This window comes from Arthrobacter sp. StoSoilB5 (assembly GCF_019977235.1).
Classification (GTDB): Bacteria; Actinomycetota; Actinomycetes; order Actinomycetales; family Micrococcaceae; genus Arthrobacter.
This window is the reverse complement of sequence record NZ_AP024646.1, coordinates 2,332,719-2,354,464: the sequence shown is the minus strand read 5'-3', so window position 1 is coordinate 2,354,464 and position 21,746 is coordinate 2,332,719. Positions and strand designations below refer to the sequence as shown.

The following is a 21,746-nucleotide window of genomic DNA, read 5'->3' as shown; positions in this document are numbered from 1 at the left end:
CAGATGCCACCCAAACGATTCCCGCAAGAAGAGCAACCCCGACGATTAGGCGGACGGTCGATCGCACCCCGGGTCCGCACTTCCTCAATCCCCGCTTTGCTAAGTGTTAGGTGAGGAGGGGCGCATCGAGCCACCCGACTGGATCGTGTGGCTCTGCCATCGGACTAGGCTCAGTCAATCGCGCTTCACCGGACGAAGCCGCGCCACGTGACTGAGGTTTATCGCTTTTACCGGCAGGATCAGATGCACTCAATAGAGGAGCATATGGGGTTCGTTTACCAGGCGCCTGAACCACCTACTCCGACGATAAATCGAGTGAGTCCGAATCGCTCGAGACGTCGCAGCAGAAAATCGCCGACCGTCTAGGCGCGCCTACCGGCGCTTTTTTGAGCACCATGAGTTGACGCTGGTGATGGCTCTGGCTTGGGCGAAGTTCAGGGTGCCCGATGCCGCGGATTTCCGTACGCCGAGACGGCCACGCATGATCTGTTTGATGAACCACGAGCTAATCACGCTCTTAAATCGGCCAGACCGAGTCCCGCAACACAAGAAGAGGCCCTCCCACATGGGCGTAATTACCCCGGAGGGCCTTCCTGTGTGAAAGAGAACATGCCTTCAACGCGCTAGGCGTCGACATGGTCCCAAGTGGCACCATATGCGTGCGGGGACTTCTTCATGTCTTGGTAGAAGTCCCATCCCTGATCTCTGCTTGTGAAGACCTTTTCATAGGTCTTCCCGCCCTCATCCACTGACCTCCATGTGACCCGGTAGTTCAGGCTCGCGTCTTCATAACCACTGCTCGGTTCGTGTCTCATGTTCATGCTCCCTTTGTTGTGTGCAGCGAAATTAGCATTTTCATCTTTAACCGTCCAACGCTGAAGCGCTGGCGGACAACGTTGCTTCCATTCCCGTGATCCGGACCCGCCTCATCGCTGAGACGGGTACCATGTGCCTGGCTGACCTCAGGGACCAAGCTACGAGCCACGACTAACACGTCTATCGTGATGCCTTCACGCTGCCGAGGCTCGCACCATCAGCCACTTGGAAGCTTGATCTTTGAAGGGCTGCAAGCGTCTGTAAGCATCTCGAGCGAACGAAACCTGCCATTCAAAGTCGTCCTGCCGAAGCTCCGCGTGGATGTGAATGTAATTGCGGGCTGTATAAAAGCCGGCTATTTCCTTCCCTAGACTTTCCTCAAGGATTCCCAATGCGACTGCGGCCGATACTTTGCTATCGAATCTGATCTTCGACTCCTGCGTGCGCCGCGTCGCTCTTATAGCACCGACGATGCTACCGGCATCGTCGGTGCTGAGACCCCTGATCTTGTCCATGATGTGTCCAGGCAGTTGTCGTTCGACCAAGGCCTCGTACTCAAAGAGACGCTGTACCTCGGGGGTATCAGCGGCTTCTTCGAACAGGAGGTGGTGGATGGCTGCCTCATAAATAGATGCATATTGTTGGACCTGCAGTTGAATTTGAGCCTGTTTCGCCCAATCCTCATCAATCCTCAAGCCTTCCCAAAGCTTGTAGAGGTTTCTCGCCGCATAGAATTCTTGACCAATCCGCTGGCGAAGCTCCGCGTTGCTAATGAAATCAAAGTAGTCGACATGCCAAGCAACGTCCCCCGGAAGGTCGTTACGCGCATACTGGATCGCTTGTGACCGAGCCGGTTCATTGAGTGGCATGGGAAACCTTCCATCTAAGGTGACTAACTTTCCCGACATACTCTAGACGGCCATGGTGTCGATGATCTTTCCTGTCTGCCGGTTCGAGCCCGCAAGCTTTAGTTCATGCGCCCTCTGACCTTCTCGTGGTCAGTAGTGACCTGCGGCGCCCCGATTAGGTTGGCAGCTGCAGCCGCCCTGCCTGCCTTGGTGCGTTCGGAAGGGTGCATTCATTCCCGTTCGGCCCGCCATGGGCGAATCAGTGCAGCGGATAACCAGCTGAAGCGGATCAGCCGACGGGCCTATTTCCGCCGTTGCCACAACCCTGCTGAACGGGAACGACCTTGCCCAGAACCTTGATATGGAGCGACTCCCAAACCGATAACGGCGCATATGTTGTTGGGGCTCGAGGGTAGACAGTCGGGCCGGCCCCACCCTCACCACCACACATGGAGCCGGGACCCTGCTGCGCATGTCCGCAACGCAACATTGCAGCGGTGGCGCCCTCTGGGAACGGCAGAGCCGCTCCCAGAGGGCGCTTATTCTCCACGCTGGTGGAGCCTTAACCTGGCTAGGACTTGGTCCCCACAACGGGGTGGACCCGTGATCCCACGGACTTCGTTTAGAACTTGCTGACGTTAATCACACACTGAAGGATCTTTTCAACGGTGGCATCATCCATGGCTGTGGACAGCGCAATCAGTCCATTCGTTCCGAAAAGAAGTCCTTCACTGTATGCGCCCCACCATGTGGTGTTCATGTCGTCGGGAAAGATTCGTATGAGCGATCCGAAGCCGGAGCATCGCACCCCTGCCTTCAGCAGTCCCTCTCGGAGCGCATCGCCCTTGGCATTGAGCTCGCGGATGTCCTCCTGCTGGAAGTAGTCCAAGGCAATTAAGCCGGCATTCATGGTCACAGGGTTGGCGCTGAAGGTTCCGCCCCAGACAATTGTGCCTGGCAACGCGGGATTGGTGGCACCCATGACTGTGGCCTTTCCGCCAACTGCTCCAACAGGGAAACCTCCTCCTATGACTTTGCCAAGAGTAGTCAGGTCAGGTTCAACCCCGTAGACGCCCTGCAATCCTTCAAAGCTTGACCTAAAGGTGATGACTTCATCGATGATGAGCAGGGCATCGTGTGCCTTGGTTTCTTCGCGGACTAATGCCACGAATGATTCGTCGGCGGGCTTGAGGCCTGCACGGTTAGGCATCAAGTCGATGAGGACTGCTGCTACCTCCCGACCACGTTCTTGAACGAACGCTTTGAATTGCTCCGCGTCTCCGACCGGCAGTGTGACCACCGAATCAGCCACACTGCGGGGAATGCCCGGCATGGTCAAGTCGACAACGGCGTCCGAGGTTCCGTGGTAACTTCCCGCGAAGCGCACAATCACGTCCCTCCCCGTATGGGCCCGGGCGATCCGGATGGCCTGCATTACGGCCTCTGTGCCTGAGTTGACGAATCGCCACTGCTCGGCTGCGGGCAGTCTCCTGCTGAGCTCTTCCGCCAACCGGATTTCCGATTCGGTCGGCAACCCGAACGACGTGCCTTGTTCGACTATCTCGTGGACTTTCTCGAGCACAGGCCGGAACCTGTGGCCGTGGATCAGTGAGGTGTAGTTGTTGTTGCAGTCGATGACTTTGTGACCATCGACGTCGACTACGTGCGCACCATCGCCGACTGCCGCATACGGCGCACTGGGCGGGACGAAGAGGGTAGAGCGTGTATTGCCACCAGGAAGGACATGAAGGGCTTCCTGGAAGAGACCGGAGTTTGTTGCCACTTGGACGCCTGTCATTATTCGACCTCCTTGACCGAGGCTGTCGGCTGGATGCCGGTACCCCGTGTCTCCCTCGTTGCCAGCGCGGTGAGGGCAACGACGAGGCAACCCAGACCCACGTAGATCTGGATCGATAGAGTTGAATGAAAGGTGCTCAGCAGCCAGAGAGAGATCGTCGGAGCGAGGCTGCCGCCCACGATGCCCGAGAGTTGGTATCCGATGGATGCGCCACTGTAACGGTGTTCGGTATCGAACAGTTCGCAGATCCATGAGGCCTGCACGCCGTACATTGCCGAATGGAAGAAGAGGCCAATAACGACACCGAGGATGATGAAGACGCTGCTCTTTGTATCCAGCATGGGGAAGAACGCGAAAATCCAGGCCAAGCAGCCAACTGCGCCGAACACCGTAACCCGGCGACGACCAAATTTGTCGCTGAGTGCGGCGAAAGCTGGATAGGTGAAGATCTGCATGGATGCGACGCTTTGTGGCCACAACAGGAGGTCTCAGAGACGCGTTCAACGACGCCTCTCACCGAAGTGTTGCCGCGACAGTGGTGCTCTTCCTCGAAGACCTTCGAGCCGGCAAACCCACCCTCAGGTAGAGCGCGGCCGACATCCCCGGAAAGCGTCGTGGCCGGTAGTACGCCCCACTAACCCAGCCGTGAAGGAAGGATGAGCATGCTCACCGCGCTCACCCGCAGGATACAAGAGATATGCGGGAACGAACTCGCACTACCCCGCCAACAGGTGCTTGCACTGGCCAGGAGGAACACCACCCATGGGCCCCTCGAAGCTGCCATCTCAGTCATGGCGCGACGACCGTCCTTGCTGAGTCCGGGCGTTACCGTCGACATCGTCTGTTTCACCATGGACCATTTCCGCCTAACGATGTCGGTCACCATGCGAGCCCATCCGCGCCAACCCCTCGGCGACGTGTTCTGGCAAGAAGCAGAGGCCTGGGCGCACGCCTTAGCCGACAACGCAGCGGTAACCATTGAACCCCGCGGGGTTATCCACAACGGTGGAGGCAAGATTTTCCAGTATGGATTAAAGGAGAGGGATCTGAACGGCAGGTCAACCGATGAAGCTCCTACTGCACCTGGGACTTCCCGAGTCATTCGCCACGCTCCGTCAGCTGCCGAACCAGTTCCTCATCCACCGCATCAATCGCAGCGGCCGTCACATCCGTCACGGAGTTCTCCTTTTTCCTCAGGAGTTACACCGACATTTACAGTCCTAGGCCACGAGCAGGCCCTGGCTCTCGCCGGACAGATAAGGCAGGTGAATACGCCCTAGCGCTTGATGGTGAACGGGCGTAGCGTCGTTGATGCCGAGGCGGGGCGGACGGATTGCCTACGGTCTCGGGTGGAATGGTGTTCTGTCGCAAGGAGCCCGATTGTGGCTGGTTGGAATATTGATACCGCCGCGGGGTCTTTGAGCGCGACGGTCTCGTTGGTTGAGGGCTCAAACTTCTGCATATCCCTGCCGAACGGTGACATCCATCCTGAGCAACCCCACGGGGTATTTCATGAAGACACGCGCATACTTTCCCGGTGGGTCCTGACAGTCAATGGCCAACCAATCGAAAGCCTGACTGCGGAAACCAAGCAGCCGTATAGGGTGGCCTTTGCTGGCCGGGTCCCGGGCAGCGAGGGCTATGCGGACGGTCCGCTCCTTGTCTATCGCCTCCGGGAAGTCGGGATCGGAATTTCCGAAAAGTTGACGGTGCGAAACTTTTCCTCGAGGCCGGTGGACTGTCACATTGTTATCGACGTCGGTACGGACTTCGCAGACTTGTTTGAGGTCAAGGAATCCAGGATCCAGCGGCGATGGAAGACGACTTGGGCACAGAGGTCCGACTCAGTGACAATAGCCGGTGAATGGGAGCAGGTTCGTAAGTCCGTCGTTATCAACGCCAAGGGCGCGGAGATCTCCCCTGGGATCCTCACATATCGCGAGGTCATACCGCCCCACGGCCACTGGACAAAGAATTTGAGCGTAGTTCCGGAGGCATCCGAGGGAAGCGCACCTGATTTTTTCGAGCATCCGGCACCGGGCGAAATGTCTGCTCGGGACCGTCGTCGGCAAGAGTGGGTAGCGAAGATCCCCGTGCTCCAAATAGGGAGCAAATCCATCGAGAGGACCCTCCGCAGGAGCTACGACGATCTGGGGGCTCTGCGCATTGATGATCCCCAACATCCAGAACGCGTTGTCGTAGCTGCGGGGGCGCCCTGGTTCATGACGCTGTTCGGCCGGGACTCCATATGGGCTTCCGGCATGGCGCTGCCAGTGGATCCGTCGCTGGCTTTGGGCACGCTGCAGACCTTGGCTGACCGCCAGGGCCGAACGGTTGACCCGATGAGCGAGGAAGAGCCAGGCAAGATCCTGCATGAAGTCCGGCTAGGAGTGTCCAGTGGACTGGCCCTGGGCGGCAAGTCTGCCTACTACGGGAGCATCGACGCGACACCGTTGTTCGTAGCCCTGCTTGGTGAGGTTAGTCGGTGGGGATTCGCCCCTGAATTGATTGAGGCCGTGTTGCCGCACGCAGACCGAGCTCTGGACTGGATCCGGGACTACGGCGATCGAGACGGCGATGGCTTCGTCGAATATCAACGGCTGAATGACCAGGGCCTGATCAACCAGGGCTGGAAGGATTCATGGGACGGGATCAATTTTGCGGATGGCTCACTGGCCGAGCCTCCAATCGCACTTTGTGAGGTCCAGGCTTATGTCCACGGTGCTTACGCGGCGCGTGCCTGGATGGCCTACGACGCGGGTGACTATGGCAAGGCCGCGGAGATGCGACAGCGGGCAGCGCGACTAAAGAGGCAGTTCAACGAGATGTTCTGGCTTCCCGACAAGGGCTACTACGCCGTGGCGCTCGATAGAGACAAGCGTCCTGTGGACGCCTGCGCGTCAAACATGGGCCAATGCCTGTGGTTCGGTGTCGTCGATGAGGACAAAGCACCTCTGGTAGTGAAGCGGTTAATGTCTCCCGAGATGTACAGCGGTTGGGGCATCCGCACCTTGGCCAGTGATATGGGCGCCTACAACCCGGTCAGCTACCACAACGGCTCAGTGTGGCCCCACGATAACGCCCTTATTGTCGCGGGGCTTCTTCGATATGGCTTTATCGAAGAAGCGAAAGAAATCTCAACAGCCTTGTTTGAAGCCGCCAGTTACTCCGGCGGCCGCCTACCGGAACTATTCTGCGGTTTCAGCCGGGAAGAATTCTCCGATCCCGTGCCGTATCCAACGGCCTGCTCCCCCCAAGCATGGGCAGCTACCACCCCTATCCAGCTCATAACGAGCCTGATGCGATACGACCCCGACGTTTCCGCAGGGGCCCTGTGGCTTGATCCGGTGCTTCCCGATACATATGGCGGTCTGCACATCCGACACGCTCCGATGGGGCAAGGCCGGATCTCCATCGACATCTCCAACTCAGACGTGTCGGTCAAGGGGCTGCCTGCCGGCATGTCTCTTCAGCGTGGGCGCCGGCCGTGGATAACCGATCTGGTTGATGCTGCCCCATTGGAAGCGAAAGGTCACGGGCAACCCGCCGAAGGGACGACATCGCAGGCGCCTAAGCGCGACGAAGAGTCAGGCTAACAACCCAGCAACTAAGAGTGCGGAAGGTCTGGCGCAACCCCGGTTGCGCTGCACGATGACCGCTGAGCGACTGCACGGTTGCTGTGAACTCAAATCGCCGGCCGGCAGCAGCTGCGCATGCCTGCCACACGATCGCTCCGCACCAGCAAAAAGCCGCGACGGCAAGGTCACCTAAAGGCAACGGTTCCGAAAAGCGAACTCAGATCACCCACGCAATGGCGTGTGCGGCAAAGGCGACCGTCACAAATATGCCATAAGCATCCCTCGAGACCGTGCTATTGCAACTTGCGTGCGACCGTAGTAATTTATGACACATTGCACAGTTCGAGCAAGGAGAGATGCAATGACCGATACCGCCACCACGACGAGCCGAGTGTCCGTAGTTCGCGAGACTGAGCGTGAGAGTTTGTGGTTCCTGGGTGACCTGATTCAGCCCATCATCACGACGGAAATGACGAATGGCCTCTTTCAGATGTCCCTGACCCATTCCAAAGCCGGCTCCGAACCGCCGTTGCACGAGCACAACGGAGAGGATGAGATCTTCTACTTGCTGGAGGGGCAGATATCGTTCTGGGCAGCCGACGTCGCAGTGACATTGAACGCCGGGGACTGCATTCTGCTGCCCAAGGACGTACCGCATATTTTCAAGGTCTCCCCCGAGGCCGAAGCCAAGTGGCTAGTCATGAGCGCACCAAGCGGTTTGGAGCAGTTTTTCCGGGCCGTGGCCATCCCTGCGGAATATACGGGACCTCAAGCCGGCTGGGCCATGGACGAGGAGACCGAGCAACGGCTTGAGGCGGCTGCAAAAGCGTTCAACATCAAGATCATTGCTCCTCCGGGGACCCGCCCCAACGCCACGGCTTAGCCCCTGAATTGCTACTCGAAGGCCAGGAAGGCACCGAATCATGAACGAAAACACAACCACGGCAGTACCTCCCACCAAACGCTTGGTCGTTGCTGGTCCTCCTGCGGCTGACGTCGTCGCTGAGCTCATCAACCGCATTCACGCAGTGGGTCCGATCTTGCGCGAGAACGCAGTCATCGCCGATAAAAACAGGGTTCTACCAGACTCGACGATCGAGGCACTCGAAAGCACCGGCGCCCTGCGCATTTCCGCACTGCAGCGCTACGGCGGCTACGAAGGTGGGGCATCGATGCTGCTGGAAGTTGCCCGCACTGTCGGGTACTACTGCCCTGCCGCAGCATGGGTGACAGTGATCTCCAACGGGTCTGTCCTCTTGGCCAACCGCTATGACGATGAACTTCTCGATGAGATCTTCGCCGACGGCCCTGTCCGCATGGCTTCGATTTTTGCCAGTCCCCAGGGACACGCCACTCCCGAGGGTGACGGATGGCGCGTCAGCGGAGAGTGGCCCTTTGCGTCAAATTCCATGCACTCGGAGTGGGCGATTGGAATCCTCAATGTCAGCGACGCTGAGAGCGACAACACCAGCATCGGGTTCGCAATTATGCGGCGAGGTGAATACTGGGTCAAGGACACGTGGTACACGATTGGCATGCGGGGAAGCGGCTCGAACACCATGGTCGCTGAAGACCAGTGGATTCCCCGCAGCAGGATCATCACCTTCGAACAACTGATGGGCCAAGCCATAGAGTCGGACCCCGCCGTAACGTTTGGGCGGCGCCTGACCCCGCATCTGACCATGTCGACCACCATTCAGGCCCCTGCGCTGGGGGCAGCATTCGCTGCTTTGGACTACGTCTCAGAAATCTCCCACAAACGAGGGATCACCTACACAAACTACAAGCGGCAAATTGATTCCGGTGCTTTCATCCAAGGGCTCGGAGCAGCAAGCATGAAGATCGACTCTGCGCGTCTTCTGCTTGAAAGGTCCGCGGCAACCATCGACCAAGCCGCCGCGGGCACCACGCCGATTCCACTCGTGGACCGGGCACGAAACCGCGGTGGCATCGGTCATGCAGGGCACGAGCTGGTGGACGCGGTTAATGAGCTGTGCTGGCTGCATGGAACGGCCGCTTTCGCCGAGAACAGCCTTCTGGGCCGGATGTGGAGAGACATCAACACTGGAACGCGTCACGCCTCGATTACGGCACCCATGGGCTACGAACTCCATGGAAATGGCTTGACCGACACCGAGTTCATCTCAGCAAAGCTTTAGCCGACGCCATGACACTGAACGGCACGTCCACATCATCATCCGGGTCTTTCGCGGCGAAGCTTCGCAGAGCAGATCTTCCCGGGATCAACGCCTGGTACGGTATCCGGTTCGCCGAACTGACAGGCGGCAAACGATTCACACCTACACGCCCTGCCCACGGCCAGGTTCACGCTGGTCGGCTGGCCGACGTGCCGGTCTTTCCCCAGCGTGCGAGCCGGTTGGCCAGTGCGATGGGACATGGCGTCACATCGAACGAACAGTCCGACGACGCGTTCTTCATGAACGTCTGGGCCCCCAAGAACGGCGACAACCTACCCGTGCTGTTTTTTGTCCACGGCGGGGCATGGATGAGCGGAGGCGGGTCCATGGAATGGTATGACGGCACTGACTTGGCACGTCAAGGCATCGTTGTCGTAACGGTGAACTACAGGATCGGCCCGGTTGCTCACTTGGCCGATCCTGCCACTGCGGCTCTTCCTCTCCCGGCGGAAGACCTGCTGTGTTCCCTGCGATGGGTCAAGGAGCACATCAGGGCGCTCGGCGGGGACCCCGAACGGGTGACACTAGTCGGGCAGTCTGCCGGGGCCTGGTACGGCCACCTGCTCAGCACGGTGGAGGAGGGCGCAGGCCTCTTCCACCGTGTGGCGCACCTGAGCATGGGGACCCGATCACCTTGGGAGCGCACACGCTTTGATGAGATCCGTGCGCGTGTCGAGGCAGCACTGGAGGGCAGGGACATGCAGGTGGTTCCCGCAAGCGCTCTTCTTTCAGCCGGCATTGCCGGCCTTGGAGGACAAAACCGGCCCCTGGGGCATGCCTCGTCGGCCTTCCTGCCTGCCGTGACTGCTCGTCTGCCAGAACAACTGCTCGACCCTGCCTGGTGTGCCTCGAACTGCCACGTCGACAGCGTTTACTTCCGAAACACGGCCGACGAGTCCGCCACCTTCTTCTTCAATTCACCGCCGGAGGTGAACGCAACAGCCGCCCAAGTCGACGCTGTGCTCGAATCACTCGCAGAAGCCGACATACCGCCTAGGTTCGATGCATCGGCGGTATCCCCCTACCGAGCACTCGTTGCACTGTCTTCGTGGCGCCAGTTCCAGCGGCTTCCGAGCGAGTTGCATCAGAGTTACGCCGCGGCTGGCCTTGACGTCCATGCAGCGTCCTTTGATCTGGAGAGTCCATTGGAGGGCCTGCACAGCGGGCACTGTCTCGATTTGCCGTTTCAGTTTGGCAACAGGCCGGCATGGGCTGATGCGCCCATGCTTGAAGGGATAACCGACGAGGAATTTGCTTCTGTGTCCAACGAGCTCATTGCCGGCCTGGTGGAGTTCGTCGTGAGATAGGTGCCCGAGCTCCCAACAACCAGGATCGGTCGTGGCTTGTTGGGATAGAGCGGCCTGATGGATTTCCGTCAGGCCGCTTCTCTTTGTCCATGGATCACGCGGTTGGCGTGACGCGCCGCCAGCGGCCCAAGTACGCCATGAAGGTCACTGAATAACTGCCGAGCCTCCGTGCCCTTCCAATTGTCGGGCAAGGACTCCAAGGGCAGGCCCGGGTCAAGGAACGGCAGCCGACGCCACTGTGTCACCATCGGAATATAAGCCTTGAAGGCATCCCGGTACGTCAGATCAGTGCGGTCCTTACGCCGCCTCCACTCTTTGAGTTCGCCCGAATGGGCATCAATGAACTCCGCGTAATAATGCTCGAGTGCCTCAAGGTCCCACCACTGGGCAACCTTGTCCCTAAGTTGGCCGGGCCCTGCCGGATTGGAAATGAAGAACTCCACGTAGTCGTGCAGATCGTTGCGTGAGACGAAGTCCGAGGCCTCGGTGAAAAGCTTGTTGGGCGCGATGCAGAGTCCCGGGGCTACGTTGCCAAAGCCCATGCGGGCCAGCCCGGCACGGATCTTGTTCCGCTGCGCCCGCTGAGCCTCGGGGACCGAAAAGGATGCAAGGAGCCACGGATCGTTGGCTGCGGCGGGACTTGGCACAAAGATTCGCTCGTCCCGGGTGCTGAAGTGTTCTTCCAGTTCCGGCGAGAGCGTGTAGCCATTCTGGCCGTCAATTTTTTCGCTGGTCAGGACGCCCTTCTTCTTTAACCGCGAGATTGAAGACCGGACGCTGGCGGGTTCGCAGCCCAGGTCCTGCAACAGGCGCACCAGGAGGGCCACAGGTATGACTCCCCCGCTGCTGCGGCCATAGAGTCCGAACACCGTGATGATGAAACGGTGGTGGGCGGGCTGTCCGGTCGCGCCAGGAAGGCGTCCGGCAATTATCTCGTCTTCGGCATGCACGGGCCAAGCTTAGCAACTGAAGCCGGCATTTTCGTTGTCGTGCGAGATTAAATCCGAACGATCGCCCGAGGACTTGCCATAGGTTGGCCGTCCCATCGGTCCCCAAAGCTCCCTCTGAATAGAAACTTCCAAATTGCTATTGTGCGACGGTCGTCACCTAGTGGAGAATATTGCTCAGTGTGGTGACGGTCACGCCGTCCCCCATCCGCAACGACGCGGCAACCATTAGCACCAGGAGGAACCAGTGCTGACTTCCCTCAAAGCACCGGCACAAGAGGCCGGGGGCAATGTGAGTTCCGGTGGCGTGGAGTTCCACGCCGTGAGCAAGACCTTCCCCGATGGCACCCAGGCCTTGGACGCAATTTCCCTGCATTGTCCGGCCGGCGAGACAACCGTCTTCGTTGGCCCGTCGGGATGCGGCAAGACGACGGCGCTGCGCATGATCAACAAGATGGTCCTGCCCTCGCGTGGGCATGTCACGGTCAACGGCGTGGATGTCGCTTCCATGGCGACCATGGAGCTTCGCCGCCAGATCGGCTATGTCATTCAAAACGCGGGGCTTTTCCCGCACAAACGCGTCATTGACAACGTCGCATTGATTCCGCGACTGCTAGGTGAGGCGAAATCAACTGCCAGGGACCGGGCCGCGGAGCTGTTGAAGCTCGTGGGTCTTCCGGTCGAACTGGGCAGGAAATACCCCCACCAGTTGTCCGGTGGGCAGCAGCAGCGCGTGGGAGTGGCCCGTGCCTTGGCCGCGGACCCGCCGATCCTCTTGATGGATGAACCATTTTCGGCGGTGGACCCGATCGTTCGTCGCGACCTGCAGAATCACCTTAAAGGACTTCAGGGCGAGCTCCGGAAGACCATCATCATGGTCACCCACGATCTCGACGAGGCGGTCTTCCTGGCCGACCAGGTTGTCGTCTTTCGTCCCGGGGCCGTCGCGCAGGTTGACAGCCCGGGGAGCATCTTGACGGCGCCGGCCGACGACTATGTAGAAGGGTTCACGAAAGGCAACGCAGGCATCAAGTGGCTCTCGCTCCTACCCACCGAGGGACTACTGCTGGAGCCTGTTTCATCCGACGCCGGAGCTGAGACGCGTGCGGCTTCTGGCTGGGTACTACAAAACGACGACGACGGACGCCCCGAGTCGTGGATACAGGCCGGCACGCCGGGGGCGACGGGCGGACAGGGCCCGATTCCTGTGAGGAGCCCCTTCGTGTACGGCGTGGACACGTTGAACTCCGCACTGAATTCGGCAGTTCTTTCTCCCGCTGGCAAGGCGGTTGCCGTTGACTCCCACGGACGTACTCGTGGACTGGTTGACGCCCGAGAGATTCATGCAGCAGTGCGGATCGCCAAGGGGAACGACAATGACTGATCTTGAATGGGTGCTCTCGAACGCCGGACGTATATCGGTAATGGTTGGCGAACACCTGCTGCTGAGTTTCGTTTCAGTCTTTATCGGACTCGTGATATCAATCCCCCTCGGCATAGCTTGTGCCAGGTGGAGGCGCTTGTATGCCTTCGTTCTGGTGGTCACCAGCGCTGCCTTCGCGATTCCGTCTGTGGCGATGTTCATTCTGCTGATGCCCTTCTCTGGAATCTCGCGTACGACGGCGATCATCCCCCTAAGCATTTACGCTGTCGCTTTCCTGATCAGAAACGTCGTGGCTGGTATCGATGCGACAGCGCCGGAACTCAGGCATGCGGCCGACGCCATCGGTTATGGCTCGCTTCACCGGATCTTTTCGGTGGACCTCGTTACTGCGGCGCCTTTCATTTGGGGGGCCGTTCGCGTTGCCATGGTTTCGGTCATTTCGATGGTTTCCGTCGTCTCGATTTTGGGTATGCCTTCCATAGGCGACCTCTTCGTCGACGGGATGCGCAGGTTCTACGCCACACCTGTCATTGCGGGCATCATCCTGACCATTGTCTTGGCAGCTGTCATTGACCTGCTCCTGGTTCTCGCCCAGAGAATCACTACTCCGTGGGCCAGGAGGGCGTAATGGATCAGCTTCAACTCGTGGCGGAATGGTTTGCCAACCCTGCACACTGGGCCGGTGACCGTGGCATTCCCATTCGAGTCCTTGAACATCTGAACTTTTCGGCCACCGCCTTGGCCATCGCATTCGCCATCGGCTTTCCACTTGGCGTGACCTTGGGCTTCTTCAACAGGGGACAAGCATTGGTGGTTGGCCTCGTCAACGCAGTTCGGGCCCTGCCCACCTTGGGTCTGCTCACGATCTTTGTGATTCTTAGCGGCATCGGGCTGCTACCGGTCCTGCTGTCACTGATCATCATCGCAGTCCCTCCCATTCTCGTTGCGACATTCGAAGGCGTGCGTGGTGTCGACAGGTCCATCACGGACGCCGCCCAAGCGATGGGTATGAGTCGGCAGCGCACCGCTTACCTCGTCCAGGTACCAATCAGTGCCCCCCTCATCATCGTCGGAATCCGGAACTCCGCGATCCAGGTCGTGTCGACGGCAACTATCGCCGCCTTCGTGGGAATCGGCGGCCTGGGCCGCTTCGTATTCGATGGCCTCGCCAGCCGCGATTTCGGCCAGCTGGCAGGTGGCGCAGTACTTGTTGCCATCCTCGCACTGGCTGTGGAGCTGATCTTGACTCTCATCCAACGAGCGGTGACCCCCGGTAACCACAATCTACTCAAGACCAATCCTGTAAGCATCGAGACCCCCAACCAGAAAGTCCTCATCCCATGATTCGTTCGCCCAAGAAGATCGCTTCCATCGCGGTCGCTTCCACCCTCACTCTTGGCCTTGCGGCCTGCGGTTCCGCATCGTCCGACCCCTTCTCCTCAGGAGGAGATGGCAAGAGCATCGTCGTCGGCTCCGCCAATTTCAGTGAGAACATCATCCTCGGTGAGGTCTACGCCCAGTCACTGGAGCGTGCCGGCTACAAGGTAGACCGGCGATTGGACATCGGTTCACGGGACATTCTCTACGGCCAGATGGGCGACTGCAAGATCCAGGTAGCACCGGAATACAACGGGGCACTGTTGAACTACCTTGACCCTAAAGCCACAACCCAGGACAAGGACAAGGTCTTCAAGGAATTGGAGACTAAGGTCAAAGAAACCCTCAAAGTTCTGCCCATATCTCCGGCCCAAGACACCAACGCCCTTGTCATGCAGCGTTCCAAAATGGAGCAGATGAAGATCAACGAGGTCTCCGACCTTCAATCAGCCGCACCCCAACTGACCATTGGAGCGCCCCCGGAGTTCGAGGCACGCAACGACGGGCTGGCAGGGCTGAAGGCAAACCATGGCATCAACTTCAAGGCGTTCAAACCGCTGGACTACTCGGGGCCCATCACACTTTCTGCACTGCGCAACAGCGACATTGACGTCGGACTCTTGTTCAGTACAACGCCGGACCTGGCCAAGGGCGACCTCGTAGCCCTCAAGGACCCCCAAGGCATCCTTGGTGTCAACAACGTGGTGCCCCTCATCTGCGAAAAGGCCGTCGATGCCAAAGCACAGGAGATCCTCAACGGCATCAGCCAAAAGATGACCACCGACGACCTGGTCAAGATGAACTCCGCATACACCTTCGACAAGAAGAATGCCGACGCCATAGCTGCCAGTTGGATCGACGGGAAGCTCTAGGTAGGACGGGAACACCATGCACCACATCGTTGACGGCGTCCAGGACCTCACGCTCGAGGTCTATGAGGATGTCACAAGAAACTCTGGCACCATCGAGATCACCAACGACCTGCGCCAGAGAATCGATTCACGGCGTGCCGAGTTCTTGAACTATGTCGAGCACAACCGGGAAGCCCGCCTTTATGGAATCACGACAATGCACCACGTGGGCGCCAAGAACGTGATGGACGACGGCGCATTGGCGGAGTACGCAACCCGCATGCCGGCATCCGGTTCCAGCTTTGGTCCGGGCCTGCCTGAACGAGTTGTGCGCGGCATCATTGTGGCCCGGTTAGCCGACTTTCTCAACGGCACGGGGTGCTTGCGTTCGGCCACCGTGGATCGGATCACCGGCATGCTCGCTGAGCCGGAGATGCCTTACGTTCCGGCAAGGGGTTGCGGCGAACCTGGCGACATCGTCCCACTGGGTTACCTGTTCAGGGGACGCTTCAACGGCACCCTCCAGCTAGGTGAAGGCATGGCAATGATCAACGGTTCCCCTGTGGCAGCAGCAGCTCTGGCGGATGCTGCCCTTGGGGCCGCCCGCCGCGTCGCCACCATAGAGAGTGTCTTCGCCTTGGCTGCATTCGCGGCTGCTGCGCCTCTGGCACACTTCGATCAGGCCTTTGAAGAACTGTGGCGTGACGAACACCAGGGAAGGTCCGTGCGCGCCATCAGAGAACAGCTCGAGGAAAGCGAAGGCCTGCAGCAACTCGTCTATCAGGCTCCGGTCTCGTTCCGGAGCACCCCTCGAGTTCTGGGTGCACTCAGGCGCAGCCACGCTGAAGCCGAACGGGCTGCGCTGATCGGACTGCGCGCATCGTCCAACAATCCCGCGTTTCTGGGACCCGAACAGCGCCCACCCCATGGTGCCATCCTCTCCAACGGCGGTTACCACAATTCATTGGCTTCCCCGACTTTGGACAATCTTGCGCGGTCCTGGGCAGACACCACGCAGCTGTTTTCTGCGCTGACGAGCCAAGTGACAGAGATGCCGGGCGGCCTGCTGTACCTCGAGCCGGAGGCTGAAGTGGCAGCCCTTTACCATGTAGCCACCGGGTGGTCCGAAGAAGCACGGGCCAGCGCGACCCCGACGCTCATGTCGTTGGGAAACAGCGGTCAAACCGATACGGGAACCCTGGATTTGCTGGCGTGGCGTAAAGCAGAGGAGGTCAAATTTGCCCTTGAAGCCGTCACTACTGTGCTCGCCGTGGTCGCCGCGCACACGGCGAAACGCAAGAACCTGGAACCAGCTGGCCGGCTGGGAGAATTCCACACAAACATTCTCAGCCGGTTTCCCGTCGGCACTAAACCAGTTGACTTCCACGAATCGCTGGCGTCGGTCCGGGAATTCCTCACCGGCACACCAGCGCTTGTCGAGCAATAGCAGCAGCACGAGTGAAGCGGGTTTTGATTCCTGCTGAGCGGGTACATACTTCCCAGGGTTAGTGTAGAACGCTGTTGGAAGGGGCTGAGCCCGGTAGGTGTACCGCGGCCAGCCCCTTCTGCCCAGCTTCAATGAGGCCGCCCAGGATCACTTCGCAGGCTTCCGAAATTGGCGGGCCAAGGGGAACCGGCTTTCCGGAAAAACGTGGAGGAAAACCCCACGCACCACGGCTGACAGCCTGTCGCAAACATGCGCTTTATCGCAAAACCACTGCTACCAGACGACGATCGCGGACCGCATCCGTCAGGAAGTTGCCGCCCCGGCAGGCGTGCCTATGATCGCCGTCGGCACCATTTCAAGCTACGACGACGTGAACTCGATCCTCCTTGCAGGCCGTGCCGACCTGATCGCCCTTGGCCGCACGCACCTGTATGACCCCCAGTGGACACTGCACATCGCCGCTGAACACGAGTACCAGAACCTGGGTGCCCAGCGGATTCCGCAGTGCGGTGCTGCGCCGGACGTGAATGCCGGCAAAAGAAATTTATGGCAGATTAGTGACTGTCGTCATAATTTGGTGACATACTGGTGTGAGTTGAACCTCAAAGAGGAACACATCCCCGCCTTCGCTCCGCACGTTCTCAAAGCTGAGTGGCCGACCGGCCAGCGGATGCTGAAGCACACGGAAGGACAAGAACCCAATGGCTTCTTCGCTACTAGACGAGGCAAAGCTCTCTAAATTTCATATCCGGACCGCAATCGCAGGCTCCGCGGGCCAGTTCTGCGATGGCTTCGTACTGGGCATCATCGCGCCGGCTCTGCCGCTCTTCGCGGCCAGCCGGGAAGTTTCACCTCTCATGAGCGGACTGCTCGGCGCTTCGGCACTCATCGGACTGTTCGTCGGAGCATCATTCTTCGGCTGGCTCACCGACAAGATCGGCCGAAAGAAGCTCTTCATAGCCGACATGGTGGCGATCGCACTCCTGTCACTGGCCCAGCTGGGAGTCGAATCGGCCGCCGCACTCTTCGTGATCAGGTTACTGCTGGGCATCGCAGTGGGTGCCGATTATGCAGTCGGGCCGACGGTGATCGCCGAATTCTCTCCCAAGAAATACCGGGCCGCGCTGCTGGCATCAGGTCCGGCCATCTGGACTGTCGGCTACGTTGCTTCCTTCATCCTCGGCTCGGCAATGGCAGATACGTCTCCTGATTCCTGGCGTTGGATGTTGGTAGCCGGGGCCATCCCGGCCGTACTCCTCGTCTTCCTTCGGCTGGGCATCCCGGAGTCCCCCCGCTGGCTTATCGAGAAAGGCCGGTTCGACGAAGCCCTCGCGGTAATCCGGAAGCACATCGAGCCAAACGCAACCATGGCTGACGTCGTCACGGCAGGGAGCACTGGTCGCACGAACGGCACAGAGGGCAGCCCCTTGCGCCTTCTACTGCAGCCCTTCCACCGCCGCCGCCTCGGCTTTGTATGTTTGTTCTGGTTCTGCCAGGTCGTGCCGTATTTTGCGGTCTTCACGTTCCTTCCTTCAATCTTGGAAAGCCTCTCTACCGGACCGTCTTTCGTCCAGACGCTGACCGTCGACATCTTTCTGCTGATCGGTGGCGCCCTCGGCGTCTATGCGATCACCCGTGTAGGCAGGCGCCCATATGCGACTATTTCCTTCTCAGTCCTCGTCCTTTCCACGGCGGGCCTCGGGATATGGGCCAACGCGCCTCTCTGGTACGTCGTGGCATGCTTCGCGCTCTTCGCATTGGTTTCCTCAGCCATGTCCTCGCTGGACATCGTGTACCCGACCGAGCTGTTCCCAACCGAAATCCGGGGAACCGCGATGGGAATCGCTGTCGCGTTCAGTCGGATCGGCGCAGCAGTAGGCACCTTCCTCTTGCCAATCGGCATGGATAGCTGGGGAGTCCACACCGTAACCCTCATAACGGCAGCAATCGCAGGTATCGGGCTTATCGCCTGCGTTCTCTGGGCGCCCGAAACCCGTGGCTTGGCACTCACGGCAGCTGCGGGTGGACATGACGCACTCACACCAGATGACGATCGCGACCTAGAAAAGATTCCGGCCTAGAGGGCCGACCGAAACTTAGAAACGAAACAAAGGAGCATAATGCATCACCTCATTTCCACGATCGAGGACATCACACTGGATCTCTTCGACGATGTCGCACGTCGAAACGCCACGGCAGAGCTTTCCCCACAATTGGCGGCGAGGATCGACACTCGCCGCGAACAATTCCTCGACTATGTTCAGGGCAACCGCAACGCGCATCTTTATGGCATCACTACCAGGCATCATGTCGGGGCCAAGCACGTCCTGGACGCCGACGGCTACGACGAGTTTGCCTCCCGCCTGCCTGCCTCCGGGGCTTCCTTCGGGGAAAGACTTCCGGAACGACTTGTCCGCGGCATTGTCGTGGCACGCTTGGCAGACTACATCAACGGGACCGGTTGCCTACGCTCCGCGACAGTCAGCCGCATCTTGGGCCTGCTCACCCAGCCCGAACTTCCCAAACTCCCGCTGAGGGGCAACGGTGAACCCGGCGATATCATCCCCCTTGGCTACCTCTTCCGCGAACTCTTCAACGGAAGCCTGCAAGTGGGCGAAGGCATGGCCATGATCAACGGATCCCCTGTTGCCGCCGCGGCTCTAGCGGATGCAGCCGTTGGCAGCCGTAAGTACGCCAAGACACTGGAACTGACTTTCGCGTTGGCAGCCTTTGCCGTATCTTCCCCACTGCAGCACTTCGACCAGAAATTCGAATCACTCTGGAACGACCCATACATCGCCGAGACTGTTGGCAACATCCGTGGATACCTTGAAGGCGCGGAAGGCATCCAGCACCTGGCCTACCAAGCCCCGGTCTCATTCCGGAGCATGCCACGTGTGCTTGGATGGTTCCGTCGCACCGCGGCCACCATCGAAGAACTGGCCTCAACTGCACTTCGAACTTCGTCGAACAATCCAGCCTTCATCGGCCCCGAAGAGGTCCCTCCATTTGGCGCCGTTCTCTCTAACGGCGGCTACCACAGCCCTTACGCCAGCCCCGCTCTCGACTCACTCACGCGGTCTTACGCGGACGTCACACAGATGTTGGCAGCGCTCACCAACCAGGTCATGGAGATCTCGGGTGGGCTGCTGAGCCTGGAACCAGAATCCGAAGTCTCGACGCTCTACCATGTGACCACCGGCTGGGCTGAGGAAGCCCGTGCTGCTGCCACCGCAACTCTGATCAGCCTCGGAAACGGCGGGCAGACAGACACGGGCACGCTCGATCTGCTTGCTTGGCGCAAATCCAACGAGGCGGCCCAAGCCGTTGAGGCAGCCAGCACCGTTCTGGCAGTCGCCGCTGCCCACACCGTTGTGCGGAAGGGCATCCAGGCCACCGGAGAGCTGGCCATCTTCCACGACGACATCCTGCGCGCATTCCCTGTTGGAACCAAGCCCGTCGAATTCGATGCCCGGCTCAGCGAGGTGCGCTCGCTCATGCATCAGGAGGGACACCAGGCCCTCTTCGTCTAGACGACACGCAATGGGCCTTGGTTTGCCGGCCGCCGCGACGGTCGCCAAACCAACGCCTTTGCGTTCAGGCATCCCGAAATTCGGAACCAGAGATGCTCGTCACCGTCGGTAAGCGGCGATTTCCCCCCCGTTACATTTATTCCGCCCCCGAAAGCCGGGGACGGGGTCGCTGGACCTGGTATGACTTTCTTGCCCTGTCACCAATGATCCGGGGGGTGTTGTCGCCAGGTTCGGAGACACACGTTGACTGCTGATAGGGACACGGCCGGCTCCTTCCACGGGGTCAGGTCTCTTTGTAACGTGGGTGCCAGCATCGGGTGTCGTGACTGCGGCCATGAGTGGTGCAAAGGAGCGCCGGATGGACGAAGGATACGAGATCTACTGCGGGCTGGATGTCGGTAAATCCGAGCATCACGCCGCGGCCTTGAATGCAGCCGGTGAACGGGTCTTCGACAAGCCGCTGCCTCAGGACGAGGCGCGGCTGCGCGAGCTGTTCACCGGCCTGCAGCAGCACGGCAGGGTGCTGGTTATCGTGGACCAGCCCAACACCATCGGCGCCCTGCCAATAGCAGTGGCCAGGGACTGCGGATGCACCGTTGCCTATCTGCCCGGCCTGGCAATGCGCAAAGCCGCTGACCTGTACCCGGGAAAGTCCAAGACGGACGCGCGGGATGCGTTCATCATCGCCGAGACGGCCCGCGCCATGCCGCACACCTTGCGGGCCGTTGACCGGGACAGCGAAGTACTCGCGGCTTTGAAGGTGCTCTCTGGATTCGACGCTGACCTGACCCATGAATGCACCCGGGCGATCAACCGACTGCGTTCTCTGCTGCTGCAGATTTTCCCAGCACTGGAGCGCGTCTTCCCGGGAACCGTGCTCACCCGGTCCCTGGTCCTGGAGATGTTCATCAAGTACGCCGGACCGACCGGGCTGCGGGCCGCCGGACGGTCCAACGTGCTGCGCTGGACCAGGAACCACAGCCGCAAGGATCCGGTGAACCTGGTTGACGCCATCTTCACGGCACTGAGCGAGCAGACGGTCACCGTGATCGGCACCGAAGCGGTCGAATTGGTCATCCCTCGCGTCGCCGCCCAGATTAGGGAACTCAAACACCAGCGAGCCATCGTGGCTGAAGAAGTTGAAAAGCTCCTCGATGACTTCCCTCTTTCCCGGGTCTTGATGTCCATGCCGGGAGTCGGCATCAAGACCGCAGCGACGATACTCCTGACCATCGGCGACGCCGGCACCTTCACCACTCCCGGGCACCTCGCCGCATACGCCGGCATAGCCCCTGTGACACGACGCTCCGGGACCTCGATCCGCGGTGAATTCCCTGCCCGCTCGGGGAACAAGCAACTCAAAAACGCTCTCTTCAGATCCGCCTGGATCGCCAGCTGCCACCACCCTGCGTCCAAGGCCTACTACCAAAAGAAACGCGACCAGGGAAAGAAACACAACGCCGCCGTCATCTGCCTGGCCCGGCGCCGCTGCGACGTCATCTACTCAATGCTCAAACACGGCACCCTCTTCGAGGAAAAACCCGCACTGGCCGCTTGACCAAAAGCATAGGGACACCCCCCCGCAAACCAACCACGGAGGTTCTCGTGGTCGACCGCCCCTAACACTTGTTTGGTGCACATCTCCGTGCTACGGTATTCATC

Annotated in this window: 18 protein-coding genes; 13 read left to right on the top strand and 5 right to left on the bottom strand. The window is 59.7% G+C overall.

Annotated elements, in window-relative coordinates:
• Positions 1-623: 623 nt before the first annotated feature.
• The 4 genes from LDN75_RS10665 to LDN75_RS10650 all read right to left on the bottom strand — a co-directional run bounded on the left by LDN75_RS10665 (position 624) and on the right by LDN75_RS10650 (position 3,917).
• Positions 624-815 (bottom strand): hypothetical protein, encoded by a 192-nt coding sequence (locus LDN75_RS10665; RefSeq protein WP_223937248.1) that lies wholly within the window; start codon positions 813-815, stop codon positions 624-626.
• A 195-nt stretch (positions 816-1,010) separates the two neighbouring features.
• Complete coding sequence (locus LDN75_RS10660; RefSeq protein WP_223937247.1) at positions 1,011-1,685, bottom strand: hypothetical protein; 675 nt, start codon at positions 1,683-1,685, stop codon at positions 1,011-1,013.
• 601 nt (positions 1,686-2,286) lie between these two features.
• Positions 2,287-3,462, bottom strand: coding sequence for an aminotransferase class III-fold pyridoxal phosphate-dependent enzyme (locus LDN75_RS10655; protein WP_223937246.1), 1,176 nt, complete (start codon positions 3,460-3,462; stop codon positions 2,287-2,289).
• On the bottom strand, positions 3,462-3,917 hold the full coding sequence (locus LDN75_RS10650; RefSeq protein ID WP_223937245.1) for an MFS transporter: 456 nt from the start codon (positions 3,915-3,917) through the stop codon (positions 3,462-3,464). The genes LDN75_RS10655 and LDN75_RS10650 overlap by 1 nt, the downstream gene beginning before the upstream one ends.
• 927 nt (positions 3,918-4,844) lie before the next feature.
• Here LDN75_RS10650 and LDN75_RS10645 point away from each other — a divergent pair.
• From LDN75_RS10645 to LDN75_RS10630, 4 genes are all read left to right on the top strand, one after another.
• Complete coding sequence (locus LDN75_RS10645) at positions 4,845-7,058, top strand: glycogen debranching N-terminal domain-containing protein (protein WP_223937244.1); 2,214 nt, start codon at positions 4,845-4,847, stop codon at positions 7,056-7,058.
• A gap of 343 nt (positions 7,059-7,401) precedes the next feature.
• Positions 7,402-7,923, top strand: a complete 522-nt coding sequence (locus LDN75_RS10640; protein ID WP_223937243.1) for a cupin domain-containing protein — start codon at positions 7,402-7,404, stop codon at positions 7,921-7,923.
• A 40-nt stretch (positions 7,924-7,963) separates the two neighbouring features.
• The gene (locus LDN75_RS10635; protein WP_223937242.1) at positions 7,964-9,199 is read left to right on the top strand and encodes a hypothetical protein; all 1,236 of its coding nucleotides are present in this window, start codon (positions 7,964-7,966) and stop codon (positions 9,197-9,199) included.
• Between the two features lie 8 nt (positions 9,200-9,207).
• Positions 9,208-10,545, top strand: a complete 1,338-nt coding sequence (locus LDN75_RS10630) for a carboxylesterase family protein (protein ID WP_223937241.1) — start codon at positions 9,208-9,210, stop codon at positions 10,543-10,545.
• A gap of 68 nt (positions 10,546-10,613) precedes the next feature.
• On the opposite strand, the gene LDN75_RS10625 is transcribed toward LDN75_RS10630, so the two are convergent.
• Entirely contained in the window at positions 10,614-11,495 is an 882-nt protein-coding gene (locus LDN75_RS10625; RefSeq protein ID WP_223937240.1) for a PaaX family transcriptional regulator C-terminal domain-containing protein, read from the bottom strand.
• Positions 11,496-11,739: 244 nt separating this feature from the next.
• Between LDN75_RS10625 and LDN75_RS10620 the strand changes: the two genes are divergently transcribed.
• From LDN75_RS10620 to LDN75_RS10580, 9 genes are all read left to right on the top strand, one after another.
• Complete coding sequence (locus tag LDN75_RS10620) at positions 11,740-12,876, top strand: ATP-binding cassette domain-containing protein (RefSeq protein ID WP_275959811.1); 1,137 nt, start codon at positions 11,740-11,742, stop codon at positions 12,874-12,876.
• Positions 12,869-13,504, top strand: coding sequence for an ABC transporter permease subunit (locus LDN75_RS10615; protein WP_223937239.1), 636 nt, complete (start codon positions 12,869-12,871; stop codon positions 13,502-13,504). Before LDN75_RS10620 ends, LDN75_RS10615 begins: the two co-directional genes overlap by 8 nt.
• Positions 13,504-14,220, top strand: a complete 717-nt coding sequence (locus LDN75_RS10610) for an ABC transporter permease (protein ID WP_223937238.1) — start codon at positions 13,504-13,506, stop codon at positions 14,218-14,220. Before LDN75_RS10615 ends, LDN75_RS10610 begins: the two co-directional genes overlap by 1 nt.
• Positions 14,217-15,125 (top strand): ABC transporter substrate-binding protein, encoded by a 909-nt coding sequence (locus tag LDN75_RS10605; protein WP_223937237.1) that lies wholly within the window; start codon positions 14,217-14,219, stop codon positions 15,123-15,125. The genes LDN75_RS10610 and LDN75_RS10605 overlap by 4 nt, the downstream gene beginning before the upstream one ends.
• Before the next feature lie 16 nt (positions 15,126-15,141).
• Positions 15,142-16,551 carry an aromatic amino acid lyase gene (locus LDN75_RS10600; RefSeq protein WP_223937236.1) on the top strand — a complete coding sequence of 470 codons (1,410 nt, stop codon included), beginning with the start codon at positions 15,142-15,144 and terminating at the stop codon, positions 16,549-16,551.
• Positions 16,552-16,885: 334 nt separating this feature from the next.
• Positions 16,886-17,290, top strand: a complete 405-nt coding sequence (locus LDN75_RS24150) for a hypothetical protein (RefSeq protein ID WP_263422363.1) — start codon at positions 16,886-16,888, stop codon at positions 17,288-17,290.
• Positions 17,253-18,632, top strand: a complete 1,380-nt coding sequence (locus LDN75_RS10590) for an MFS transporter (protein ID WP_223937234.1) — start codon at positions 17,253-17,255, stop codon at positions 18,630-18,632. The genes LDN75_RS24150 and LDN75_RS10590 overlap by 38 nt, the downstream gene beginning before the upstream one ends.
• A gap of 39 nt (positions 18,633-18,671) precedes the next feature.
• Complete coding sequence (locus tag LDN75_RS10585) at positions 18,672-20,084, top strand: aromatic amino acid lyase (protein ID WP_223937233.1); 1,413 nt, start codon at positions 18,672-18,674, stop codon at positions 20,082-20,084.
• A gap of 358 nt (positions 20,085-20,442) precedes the next feature.
• Positions 20,443-21,642, top strand: coding sequence for an IS110 family transposase (locus LDN75_RS10580; protein ID WP_223937232.1), 1,200 nt, complete (start codon positions 20,443-20,445; stop codon positions 21,640-21,642).
• Positions 21,643-21,746: the final 104 nt, after the last annotated feature.